Origin of the sequence: Tautonia marina, from assembly GCF_009177065.1 — a bacterium.
GTDB lineage: Bacteria > Planctomycetota > Planctomycetia > Isosphaerales > Isosphaeraceae > Tautonia > Tautonia marina.
This window is the reverse complement of sequence record NZ_WEZF01000043.1, coordinates 1-12,275: the sequence shown is the minus strand read 5'-3', so window position 1 is coordinate 12,275 and position 12,275 is coordinate 1. Positions and strand designations below refer to the sequence as shown.

Below are 12,275 nucleotides of genomic sequence, written 5' to 3'. Positions count from 1 at the left end.
AGGCGGTCCCGACCGGATCGATGGCGGCGAGGATGATGACTTGATCAGCGGCGGCATCGGTGACGATTCCCTGCACGGCGGCGGCGGTGATGATGTCCTGCTTGGCGAACATGACGACGATATCATGGCAGGCGGCCAGGGCGCGGATCAACTCCGAGGCGGTCTCGGCAACGACGTCCTGACGGGTGGAGCCGATGATGATGTCCTCGTCGGCGACGAGGGAGATGATCAACTCTTCGGCAACGAGGGCCACGACCTCCTGCTTGGCGCCGACAGCAATGATACGGTTTTCGGAGGTGTCGGCGACGATATGATCTTCGGTGGGGCTGGTAACGACCGGCTCCACGGGGGAGACGGCATCCCGAATATCCCGCATACGTTCCGCCCGATCCTGTCCCCGGACGGCAACGACGTGATCGGCGGCGGCCCTGGTGCGGATCAACTCGACGGCGGAAACGAACACAACCTCCTTGACGCGGGCGACGACAGCATCTCGGAACTCGTCGTCTCGGGACGAGGCGTGGATATCGCCTTCGCGCACCGCGACCACACTCGCTACAGAGACCGCTTCGCCCTCGGCGGCGGGCTCAATCGCGTCTATCTGGTTGGCGGCCTCGTCGATCCGGTCATTCCCCCAACGTCATTGGCCCCAACGATCTTCCAGGTGACGATCCCCGAGCCGACCGCCATCTTCGTCGTCCAGCCCGGTGACCAGGGCAGGTTCCGGGCCGATCCGCTCTCTCGCCCGCAGCGCGAGCGATTCGGCCCCCGGGAGATTCCTCGGGCCAGCCAGATACCGTTTGCCGAGCGGCGAGTGATGCTGGCCCAGCTGCGTCGTCGTTGACGGCGAGGCATGGACAAAGTCCCGTGAGGTTCCATAGAGCCGGCCCCTCCACATCAAGAGGCGCCGGCTCGACTTCTTTCTCGCGCCATTGCGATTGGATGTCCTCATACGGACTCTGTTCTGTTCGAATCCATCGAAGTGTTTGATAACCGAGTCCGGAGGCATTCCTCCCTTGGGATATCAGTCACCCAACGAGTTCGAGCGTGCCGGATCACCGTGAACCCCGCGCTCGCCATTCGTGGGGAAGTCCAAGTTGTCGATCCGGACATCCCCGTGCGCCTCCAGCCGCTTCGGCACGACCCGAGCCTCGGGCGGCCTCGGGGCCTCCTGGGTCATCGCCGCGGCGGCGACCGCGAGCGGGCAGAGCAGGGCGGTGGCGCTCACGCCCCGGGCTCGAGCGATCATGCGAAGGGCTCCTCTCGGGCGGTGTCGATCCGGGCGTCGGTCGGCCGGGGGGCCTGCCGTCGCCGATCCTCCTTTGTCGGACGGCCCGGGCTTCGGCACACCGGCGGCCTCCAGACGATAGTAAGCCCCCGAGGACCGCAGAAGTCGTCGCCACGCCGACCGAGGAACCGAGATCCTTCGCTTGATGACAACCACCGGATTTTTCATTCGCCGGGGGGCGAATTGCGAGAGGGTGTGGCGGGTGATACTTTGGGAAAGGTGGAATTACGCTCTTGTAAGAGGATTGAGGTCGAACTTCATTCCTTGGCGGTCCTGGCGCGGCTGCGGGGGTCGGGGACCAAGAGAGGCTCGGCTGGTCGGAGGGGCTCGAGTGGCGACGCGATGGGCGATGATGCTGGCGTTGCTGCTGGTGCTGGCGGCAGCGGTTCTCGGTGGCCTGGCAATGGCGGGGGTGATCGGGTCGGGAGCGAGACCGGTCGTCGTTGGGATCCTGCATTCGAGGACCGGCCCGATGGCCGAGAGCGAGCGCGGGGTGATCGACGCCACTGTGCTGGCGTTCGAACAGCTGAACGAGCGGGGCGGGGTTCTCGGGCGGCCAATCCGTTGGGTGATCGCCGACGGCGCTTCGGACGAGCTTGTCTTCGCCCGCGAGGTCACCCGCCTCATCGAGGACGAGGAGGTTTCGGCGATCTTCGGCTGCTGGACGTCAGCCAGCCGGAAGGCGGTGCGGCCGATCGTCGAGAAAGCCGACCATCTGCTCTTCTACCCGGTCCAGTATGAGGGGTGCGAGCAATCGCCGAACATCGTCTACCTCGGGGCCGCGCCCAACCAGCAGATCATCCCGGCGGTCTCCTGGAGTCTTGAGCATCTGGGGAACACGTGCTACCTGGTTGGGTCCGACTACATTTTTCCACGGGTGGCGAACGCGATCATCCGTGACCAGCTCGCAGCCAGGGGGGGCCGGGTGGTGGGGGAGGCCTATGTTCCGCTCGCGGCCACAGCGATGGACGAACTGGTCGACAGCATTGTGGCGGCCGAGCCGGAGGTGATCTTCAACACGATCAACGGTGCCGCCAATCTCCCGTTCTTCGAAGCACTTGCCGAGGCCACTCGGGGGCGACGCCCAATTCCCGTGGTATCGTTCAGTATTGCAGAGGTCGAACTCGAGGCGATGGGAAACCTGGAGTCGGTTGCCGGTCAATATGCGTCCTGGAACTACTTCCAGAGCATCGACCGACCGACGAACCGGGCGTTCGTCTCGGAGTTCCGGGCGCGGTACGGCAACGCCCGGTTGGTGAGCGACCCCATGGAAGCCGCATACGACGGGGTGAAACTGTGGGCCCAGGCGGTCGAGGACGCCGACCGGGTCACCCCGAGGGACGTCCGACGTGCCTTGCGCCAACAGAGCCTTGAAGCGCCCGAGGGCGTGGTGAGCATCGATCCGGAGACGCAGCACACGTGGAAGGTGGCCCGAATCGGCCGGGTGACCGAGGACGGTCAGTTCGAAATCATCTGGAGCTCGGACCGCCCGCTGAGGCCGGTCCCCTATCCGATCTTCCGGCCGAGGTCGGCCTGGGAGGGCCTGGTGCGGGATCTCTACACGGGCTGGGGGGAGCGCTGGAGCAACCCCTCGGGAACGATTGAGTTCGTCTCAGACGCATCGGCGAGCCCCGAGGCGACACGGCCGCCGCAAGGGGTCGAGGGGACGTCCGACCCGGTGACGGCCGAGACGACGGGGGAGGTCGGCGGATGAGCTGGTTCTCAAGAGAGGCGATCGTCAGTCGGTTCCCCCGGCTGATCCCGCGATCGATCGCCGGCCGGCTGACCTTCTGGTTCCTGGCGATCGCCCTGGTACCGTGCCTGGCGTTGACGCTGTTGCTGGACCGGATCTCATCTCGGTCGATCGCCGAAACGGTGGAGCGGAACCTGGGCGTCATCCAGGCGGCCCGTGCGGCCGATCTGGAGCAGTTCGCCCGAGACCGTGTCCGGTACGGTACATCGCTCGCACACGCGCCGGCGTTCATTGAGGCGACCATCCGCCTCGCCGAGGTCGTTGATCTCGTGGGGATGGATTCGGCGGAATACCGCGAGCTATCCGATCAGTACAAAAAAACGTTGTCGTACACGATGGAGACGCTCGGCTACCCGGAGGTCCTAGTCTTCGCGACCGACGGCCGACTATTGCTGCGCTCGGACGGTGCGCCCGACCCGGGGACGGAATTGGGAGCTGGGCCGCTTCGCGACACGCCTCTCGCTCGACTCGTGGACCGGACGCGGACACTCTTGATGGCCGACCTCTCTGCGTTTGCGATCTACCCCGGCACGGATCAGCCCGTGGCTTTCGTCGGGACGCCGCTGCTGAGGGAAGACGGCCGACTGATCGGCGTGCTCGCCCTGCAACTGGACAACCGCGAGGTCTTCCGCGTCTTCTCCGATTACACGGGGTTGGGAGAGACGGGGGAGGTGCTCGTCGGGGCGCTCGACCAGCCCGACGAGACCGAGGGGGGCAGGACGGTGACGATCGTCTCGCCGCTCCGGCACGCCACGGCGGAGGACGCCGAGACGGCCACGGTTCAACTGCCGAGCGGCGAGGAGCAGAGCGTCAACAAGCGGGTGGAGCTGGGCTCGGATCGCGCCTTGCCGTTGCAAGAGTCCGTGCTGGCGCGGCGGGGGTATGGCCCCTCGCTCGACTACCGGGGCCAGCCGATCGTTGCGTCCTGGGGGTACCTGCCGAGCTATCGATGGGGCCTGGTGGTCAAGCAGGATGTTGACGAGGCATTCGCGCTGATCGCACACCAACGGCTGGTGATGTTCGTGCTGCTCGGGCTGACGGCCGTCGGGGTGGTGACGGCGGCCTTGCTCGTCGCCGGGAGCCTGGCCCGTCCCATCCGGGCGGCGGCCGAGGTGGCCCGCCGGATCGCCGAGGGTGACCTGACCGGGCAGGTCGACCAGTACGCCGACGGCGAGCCGGGGCAGCTCCTGGCCGCCTTCCGCACGATGTCCGAGTACCTTCGCGGGCTGATCGGCCGGATGAAGTCGTCCAGCGTGCAGTTGCTCGGCACCGCGACGACGATCTCGGCGGCGTCTCGGCAGCAGGAACAGACGGTGCAGGCCTATGGCGCATCGACCAACGAGGCCGCCGCGGCGGTGAAGCAGATCACCGCCACCAGCCAGGAGCTGCTGGGCACCATGAACGACGTCAACGACGTGGCCTCCGGCACCGCCGCCATGGCCGCCGAGGGGCACGACGCGCTCGTCAACATGGATCGCTCGATGCGCTTCCTGGCCGAGTCGACCGGCTCGATCAGCTCCCGCCTGTCCGTGATCAGCGAGCGGGCCAACAACATCAACCTCGTGGTGACGACCATCACCAAGGTGGCCGACCAGACGAACCTGCTCTCGATCAACGCGGCGATCGAGGCCGAGAAGGCCGGCGAATATGGCCGGGGCTTTCTGGTGGTCGCCCGCGAGATTCGTCGCCTGGCCGACCAGACCGCCGTGGCCACCCTGGACATCGAGCGCATGGTCAAGGAGATGCAGCAGAGCGTCTCGTCCGGTGTCATGGAGATGGATAAGTTCCACGAGCAGGTGCGGCAGGGGGTCGAGGAGGTCAATCGGGTTGCCGGCAGCCTCGGCCAGATCATCGACGCGGTCCGCGACCTGACCCCTCGGTTCGAGCAAGTGACCGACGGCATGCGTGCCCAGTCCCTCGGGGCTGAGCAGATTCGCGAGGCAATGGTCCACCTGAGCGAGGGTGCCGGTCAGTCGGCCGCCTCGGTCCGCGAGTTCAATGATGCGACCGAGCGGCTCCGCCAGGCGGTGAGCGCTTTGAGGGACGACATCGCGTTCTTCAAGCTGGAGCCCGCGTCCCCTACGGCCGCGGCCGGATCCTCAGGCGGCGACGACGCCTCCCGGGGGCGGTCCGATGGCGTTGCGGTGGTTGCAGGGCGGGCGTGACGACGACCAAACAATCGAGCGGAACGAGGCCGAGGAACATGATGATCTTGACGTTCGAGGCCGGTGGAGAGCGTTACGGCGTGGACGTGTCGCTCGTTGAAGAGGTCGTCCCCCGGGTCGCCCTGCGGAGGCTGCCTTACGCCTCATCGGCGGTCGTGGGACTGCTCGACTACCGCGGGGAGGTCGTGCCGGTGGTCGACCTCGGCCGGCTGGTCGACGCCCTCACGTGCGAGGGCCGATTCAGCACGCGGGTCATCCTGTTCGGTGCCTACCAGGATGGTCGTCGGATCGGGCTGGCGGCCGAGCGGGTGAGCGAGCTCGCGCAGGTCTCGTCCGTCGACCTGACGACCCTGGCCTCGCCGGTCCAGCGCGTCGGCTACCTTGGCCCGGTCGCCCGGATCGACGGACAGCTCGTCCAGCTGATCGACCCGTCTCGGCTCTTGGTCGAGGTGGTCATACATGGCGAGCAGAATGAGCCGGCCGAGGCGACCGCGGCGGGGATGGAGTAACGGCGATGAGCGGCCCCGCGTCCGATCCCGACCTGGACGCCGCCGAGCGGGTGCTGGGAGAGCGGATCGGGCTGAACCCCGATTCACTCGGCCGAGGGCCGATTGCACAGGCGGTGGCCTCGCGACGCAAGGCGCTCGGAATGGGCGAGGGGGACTATGCGAAGGTGCTTTCGGACCTTGAGGACGAGCGGCAGGCGCTGGTCGAGGAGGTCGTGGTCCCCGAGAGCTGGTTCTTCCGCGACCAGCTCCCGTTCGCGCACCTCGCCGGGGTCATTGCCCCTGGATGGCGAAACACTCTGACGCGCCCTCCGCTTCGGCTCCTTTGCGCGCCTTGTGCAGGAGGAGAGGAGCCGTACTCGGTAGTCATCACGCTCCTCGAGACCGGGCTGACACCGGACAGATTCCAGGTGGTCGCCGTCGACGTCAGCCGCCGAGAGCTGGAGCGTGCTCGGTCTGGGGTCTACCGGGCACACTCCTTTCGGGGGATCGACGCGGCCGTCCGGGATCGGTACTTCGAGCGGGCCGGGGCAGACTGGCGGATCACCTCGCCCGCGGTCGACCTGGTGGAGTGGCGACAGGGAAACCTGCTCGACCCCGTGCTGCCGGACGCGCTCGGGACATACGACGTGGTGTTCTGCCGCAATCTCCTGATCTACTTCCACGACGACGCGAAACGTCGGGCCGTCGCGGCCCTCAAGACGCTCGTCACGCCGGGAGGGACCCTCTTCGTAGGGCATGCCGAGGCGGGACTGCTGCACGGCCCAGACTTCCGGCCTTCGCGGAGTCCGGGAGCGTTCGCGTTCCTCCGCGCATCGGCCGACCTCCCGGGGGCGACGAATCCCTCCCCCTCTCGGACACCTCAGCGGGTTGATGGGGCGGGAGAAACGTCCGGACCCCGCTCAGCACCGGGGTTCGCCCGATCGTCCCTGACGGGGTCGACCGCGACGCCTCAGATCTCTTCGATTCGGCCCCTGTCCGCCCGCTTCGAGGAACAGTCCATGGTGCCGGAGACCGTCGATCGCGTCTCCGAGCTGGCGAACCAGGGGGCGTGGGAGTCGGCGCTGGCGATGGCCGGTCGCCTGGTGTCACGCTCCCCGTCAGACCCGTCGGCATATGTGCTGCTGGGATCGATTGAGCAGGCGGCAGGGCGGGCGGACCGGGCCGAGGCGTGCTACCGTCGCGCGGTCTATCTGGACGGTGATCGCGTCGAGGCTCTGCTCGCGCTGGCGGGTCTGGTCGATGCGCGGGGCGACCGCATCGCCGCCGCGAACTACCGACGACGAGCCGATCGCGCGGCGCGACGGGGGAACGGATCATGACCGGACACGACCCGGGCGAGGACGACCAGGCCCAGCAGGCCGACTCCCGATCGCTCGCCGACGAGGCGCGTCGCCTGTTCGACCGGCCTCCTCCTCCCGGCTACCTGGAGGAGTGGGCGGCGGTCCTGGCCGCGCCCGAGGCCGAGGAGTCTTCCGACGTCGCCTCGCTCCTGGTCTTTCGCGTGGCCCGGAGTTGGCTGGCGATCCCGACGTCGACCCTCGTCGAGGTCGCCGAGTCCCGCCCGATCCATCGGGTTCCGCACCGGGTCGGGGGGCTGCTTCGAGGGCTCATCAACATCCGGGGGCGGTTGTCGCCCTGCGTCGACGTCCTCCGGCTCTTATCGATCGACGTCGCGGCGACGGGCGGGGAGCCCGGCGAGGGTCGTCGCGTCGTGGTGGCGGAGGGGGCGAGGGGCACCGGCTGGGTCGCCTTCGAGGCCGACGAGGTGGCCGGCGTGCACCTGGTGCCGGTCGAACGGCTCCGCGGGCTCCCGTCGACCGTCGAGCGTGCCGAAGGTCACTGCGAGGCGACCTTCCGGTGGCGGGAGCAGACCGTTGGAGTGCTCGACCCTGGCCGATTCCTCGACGCGATGGAGGCCTTCGACCGATGAGCGACGGGGGCGGGCTCGACGTCACATTGCTCGACCTGTTCCGCCAGGAAGCGGACGTGTACGTCGATGCGCTCTCGAAGGGCCTGATGGCCATCGAGCGGGAAGGCTCGAATCCGGCGGCCCTGGAGCCGATGATGCGAGCGGCGCACTCGCTGAAGGGGGCGGCGCGGATCGTCGGCCTGGCCGCCGCCGAGCGCGTCGCCCACGCCCTCGAAGACGTCATGGTCGCCGCCCAGCGCGGGGCCATCACGCTCGGCCAGCCGGAGGTCGACGCGGGGCTCGCGGCGGTGGACTGGCTGGCCTCTTGCGCCTCCACCTCGAACGAGGAGCTGCCCGCGTGGGTCGAGGCCGAGGCGGGGCAGGCGGACCGGCTGGCCGATGTGTTGCGTCTCGTGGCCGAGGGGCGTTCGCCGAAGCCCGATCACTCCGGCTCGACCATTCCCGGGGAGACGCCTGGGGAAACGACCGCAGGCGTTCCCCAGCCCAACCCTGGGACTCCCGAAGCCGGGGTGGTCGAGGTGTCTCTGGCCGATCTCTCCCTCCTGGAATTGTTCCGCCAGGAAGCGGACGTTTACGTGCAGACGCTCTCCGAGGGCCTTGTTGCGCTGGACCGAGAGGGGGCTGAGACGACGGCCCTGGAGCCGATGATGCGAGCGGCGCACTCGCTGAAGGGGGCGGCGCGGATCGTCGGCCTGGCCGCCGCCGAGCGCGTCGCCCACGCCCTCGAGGACGTCATGGTCGCCGCCCAGCGCGGGGCCATCACGTTGCAGTCCGCAGCGGTCGATACGTGCTTGAAGGCCGTCGATGTGTTGTCGGAGTGCGGCGAACTCGACGAGACGGTGTTCGAGGGGTGGCACCGATCGAACGCGGCACGAATCAATGACCTTGTGGCCGCGCTTCGTGCCCTTGCCGAGGGTCGGGAGCCCAGGCCGGTCGGGCCTTCGCCGTCCGCCGAGCCGGTCGAACCCGTGCCGGTCGAGTCCTCGGCGCCGGATGAGCCCGCAGGATCGGCCCCGGCCGTACCCGCGGCATCGCTCCCCGTCGGGCCGACGTCGGCGAAGGCGGCCCCGGCGGCCTCGCCCGAGGCCGTTGTCAGGGTCGCGGCCGAGAGCCTCACGCAATTACTCGGGTTGGCCGGCGAGGCGCTCGTCGAGGTCAGGCTACTCCGGCCGCTGGTCGACTCGTTGATGGCGGTGCGGGGCCACCACGCCGGGCTGTGCGAGGCGCTTCGGGCGCTGCAACGGAGAGACGCCGGAGACGGCCGTGCCGGGGCAGGCCTCGGCCGTCGCGAGGCGATGGGGCAGGCTTCCAACGTCGCCGATCGCTGCCTGGCCGACCTGGACCGCGTCATGGAGTCGCTCGAACGATATGCGCGGAGGAACGAGCAACTGGCCGAACGGCTCCACCACGAGGTGATCCAGAGCCGAATGCGGCCGCTGGCCGACGGGGTCCGTGGCTTCCCCCGGATGGTCCGCGACGTGGCACGCCAACTGGGCAAGAAGGTCCGGTTCGAGGTCGTGGGTGAGCGGACCGGGGTGGACCGCGACATCCTCGATCGCCTGGAGGCGCCTTTGAATCACCTGATCCGCAACGCCCTCGACCACGGGCTCGAATCGCCCGAGGACCGCATCGCCTCCGGCAAGCCGGCCGAGGGGACCGTCCGCCTGGAGGGGAGGCACCAGGCGGGGATGCTGCACCTCACCGTGTCGGACGACGGCCGGGGGCTCGATCCCGAGCGGCTTCGGGCCAAGGTCGTCGAGCGCGGGCTCGCCGGCGCGGCCATGGCGGCCCACTTGACGGACGCCGAACTGTTCGAGTTCCTGTTCCTTCCCGGCTTCTCGACCAAGGGGCAAGTCACCGAGCTCTCCGGCCGGGGGGTCGGGCTGGACGTCGTGCAGAGCATGGTGCAGTCGGTCGGCGGCCTGCTCCAGACCACTTCGACGCTGGGCAAGGGGACCCAGTTCCACCTCCGACTGCCGATCACCCGATCGGTCATCCGGGCGCTGCTGGTGAGGATCGGCGGAGAACCGTATGCGGTCCCGCTGAACCGGCTCGACCGCGTCGTGGTCGTCTCGCCCGACGACCTGGAGGAGCTGGAGGGGCGTCCGTTCATCCGGGTGGACGACGACCAGCCGATTGGCCTGGTGCCGGCCGCGCTGGTGCTCGGGCTCAGCGAGGACTCGGCGTGGTCGGGTGTGGAGGGCCGGTCGCCGATCGTCGTGGTCGCCGACCGCGGGCAGCGGTTCGGGATGCTGGTGGACGCCTTGATCGGGGAGCGTGACCTGGACATCCGACCGCTCGACCCGAGGCTGGGAAAGGTCCCCGACGTGGCTGGGGCGTCGGTGCTGGACGACGGCTGGCCGGTCCTGATCCTGGACGTCGAGGATCTCGTCCGTTCGATCGACGCGAGGTTGCACGGCCATCGGTTCCGGCTGGGGGCGTCGGACGCCGGCCCCTCCCCGTCGGCGACGAGGCCCCCGGCCTCGAAACGCGTCCTGGTGGTGGACGATTCCATCACGGTCCGCGAACTGGAGCGGCAGTTGCTGGCCAACCACGGGTACGAGGTGGACACGGCCGTCGACGGGATGGACGGCTGGAATGCCTTGCGGCAGGGGCGGTATGATCTGATCGTCAGCGACGTGGACATGCCGAGGCTGGACGGGATCGGGTTGGTCCGACGCGTCCGAGACGACCCTCGGCTGCGTGGGCTCCCCGTGGTGATCGTGTCGTACAAAGACCGTCAGGAGGATCGCCTCCGCGGCCTTGAAGCAGGCGCCGACGCCTACCTGACCAAGGGGAGTTTCCATGACGAGACGTTCATCTCAACCGTCGTCGACCTGATCGGGGAGGCGGTGCGACGGTGAAAGTTGCCATCGTGAACGACTCGCCACTGGCGACCGAGGCGCTGCGACGCGTGGTGCGGGCGGTTCCCGGCGCAGAGGTGGCCTGGACGGCCGCCGACGGGGTCGAGGCCGTCGACCTCGCCGCGGCCGACCGGCCCGACGCCTTGCTCATGGACCTGATCATGCCCCGGATGGACGGGGTCGAGGCGACCCGCCTGATCATGCGCTCCAGCCCCTGCCCGATTTTGGTCGTGACGGCGACGGTCAGCGGAAACATGGACCGCGTCTACGAGGCGATGGGGCACGGCGCCCTCGATGCGGTGAACACGCCGGCCCTCGGCCCCGGCGGCGTGGTGAACGGGGGTGAGGATCTGGTCCGCAAGCTCTCACAGCTCGCCCAGCTCAGTGGCCGGTCCGCGATCGAGAGCAGGTCTCCTCGTCTGCCGTCGCAGGGGCCCACCGGGGCACCCCGCATCGGGACACCGATCGACGACCTCCCGCCGATGGTCGTGATCGGGGCCTCGACCGGCGGCCCGAAGGCTCTGGCCGAGGTCCTCGAATTGCTGCCGGCCGACTGGTTGGCGAGCGTCGTGGTCATCCAGCATATCGACGCCTCATTCGCACCGGGACTCACCAAATGGCTGGCCGGCCACGCTCGACTCCCCATCCGGCTCATCGGCGAAGGGGATCGACCCGTCCCCGGGACCGTCCTTGTTAGTGGGACCGACGACCACGTCGTACTTGACGACCTCGGCCGACTCTCGATCACCCCCGAGCCCGTCTCCCAACCCTACCGACCGAGCGTCGACGTGTTCTTCGAGAGTCTGGCTGCGCGTCGAGTCCGCCCCGGAGTGGCCGTGGTCCTGACCGGGATGGGCCGAGACGGGGCCCGCGGGTTGCTCGCCCTTCGCGAACTGGGATGGCACACCATCGCCCAGGACCGCGAGACCTGTACCGTCTGGGGCATGCCCCGCGCCGCGGCCGAGCTGGGCGCGGCGATCGAGATCCTCCCACCCCCCCGGATCGGCCCGTCCGTAATCGCTGCCATCGACGCACTCGCCCACCATCGTTGAACCTTGGTTCCGGGCTCCACCTCGATCGCACTTCCGTCGGCGCGAATCCAATGCAATCGACGACCATCCATCCCCTCGCGGCAAGGGGAAAACTGGTCGAGTCGTAGGACAGGACACACGAGCGTGACCATCCTGTTGAGCATTCTAATGACCCACCACTCGGTTCGAAGCCGAGCAGAATGTCCACGAGTCAGATCAGCCCATGCCAGATCAACATATAGCCAGGTGTCAGGTCTTTCGTGCGTGCCGGATCGCCCCCAGCTTCGCGGTCGGCTTCGCCGACACTCGCATCCCCGGCCGAGGTGATCGAGGATCACAATCCCCGACTTCGCTCCGTCAGGGCCAACTCCGCCGGGGCCCCGGGCGTCGCTCGGCTCGTGATGGTCAGACAGAAGCCCCGCCATGCGACGTCGCAGAGTACGGCCAGCAGGTTCGCCAGCCGCTCGGCCGTGCGGAGCCGGGACTGCTCGGCCCGGCAGTTTTATTGCTCCCTTGACCATGCCGATTGATACGGTGATCCCTTCGAGCCAGGAGGGGGCGGAGGATGGGAGCCAGGGTCTACGCATCTTCAACTTTTTCTGCTGTAAGCACTTTGGACAGGGAGTCGTCATCCCAGCCACAGCGCAACTGCCTGGTCTTGAGGCTGTCCCTAGAGGACTCTTCCTGCTTCAGCAGGCTGATGGCTCGTCCCCGGCGCGTCGCAGTGGTTCTTCC

Annotated in this window: 9 protein-coding genes and 1 pseudogene; 9 read left to right on the top strand and 1 reads right to left on the bottom strand. The window is 68.3% G+C overall.

Annotated features, from left to right (window positions below; translation table 11 throughout):
• Nucleotides 1-16: 16 nt before the first annotated feature.
• Nucleotides 17-316: pseudogene (locus GA615_RS28815) on the top strand (calcium-binding protein); the annotation flags it as partial.
• Nucleotides 317-520: 204 nt separating this feature from the next.
• Nucleotides 521-844, top strand: coding sequence for a hypothetical protein (locus GA615_RS28365; protein WP_235905690.1), 324 nt, complete (start codon nucleotides 521-523; stop codon nucleotides 842-844).
• 180 nt (nucleotides 845-1,024) lie between these two features.
• Here GA615_RS28365 and GA615_RS26890 read toward each other — a convergent pair whose 3' ends face one another.
• Nucleotides 1,025-1,249, bottom strand: coding sequence for a hypothetical protein (locus GA615_RS26890; RefSeq protein ID WP_152054440.1), 225 nt, complete (start codon nucleotides 1,247-1,249; stop codon nucleotides 1,025-1,027).
• 370 nt (nucleotides 1,250-1,619) lie between these two features.
• Here GA615_RS26890 and GA615_RS26885 point away from each other — a divergent pair, with 370 nt between their 5' ends.
• Genes GA615_RS26885 through cheB form a run of 7 tightly spaced genes read left to right on the top strand, consistent with a single transcriptional unit; the run spans nucleotide 1,620 to nucleotide 11,561 of the window.
• A complete protein-coding gene (locus tag GA615_RS26885) occupies nucleotides 1,620-3,002 on the top strand; it encodes an urea ABC transporter substrate-binding protein (protein ID WP_201750346.1) in 1,383 nt (460 codons plus the stop codon).
• Entirely contained in the window at nucleotides 2,999-5,206 is a 2,208-nt protein-coding gene (locus GA615_RS26880; protein WP_152054439.1) for a methyl-accepting chemotaxis protein, read from the top strand. Before GA615_RS26885 ends, GA615_RS26880 begins: the two co-directional genes overlap by 4 nt.
• Before the next feature lie 38 nt (nucleotides 5,207-5,244).
• On the top strand, nucleotides 5,245-5,715 hold the full coding sequence (locus GA615_RS26875; RefSeq protein WP_152054438.1) for a chemotaxis protein CheW: 471 nt from the start codon (nucleotides 5,245-5,247) through the stop codon (nucleotides 5,713-5,715).
• A 5-nt stretch (nucleotides 5,716-5,720) separates the two neighbouring features.
• Entirely contained in the window at nucleotides 5,721-7,034 is a 1,314-nt protein-coding gene (locus GA615_RS26870; protein ID WP_152054437.1) for a CheR family methyltransferase, read from the top strand.
• Nucleotides 7,031-7,645, top strand: coding sequence for a chemotaxis protein CheW (locus GA615_RS26865; RefSeq protein ID WP_152054436.1), 615 nt, complete (start codon nucleotides 7,031-7,033; stop codon nucleotides 7,643-7,645). Before GA615_RS26870 ends, GA615_RS26865 begins: the two co-directional genes overlap by 4 nt.
• The gene (locus tag GA615_RS26860; RefSeq protein WP_152054435.1) at nucleotides 7,642-10,509 is read left to right on the top strand and encodes a hybrid sensor histidine kinase/response regulator; all 2,868 of its coding nucleotides are present in this window, start codon (nucleotides 7,642-7,644) and stop codon (nucleotides 10,507-10,509) included. Before GA615_RS26865 ends, GA615_RS26860 begins: the two co-directional genes overlap by 4 nt.
• A complete protein-coding gene (cheB, locus tag GA615_RS26855; protein WP_152054434.1) occupies nucleotides 10,506-11,561 on the top strand; it encodes a chemotaxis-specific protein-glutamate methyltransferase CheB in 1,056 nt (351 codons plus the stop codon). Before GA615_RS26860 ends, cheB begins: the two co-directional genes overlap by 4 nt.
• Nucleotides 11,562-12,275 lie beyond the last annotated feature (714 nt).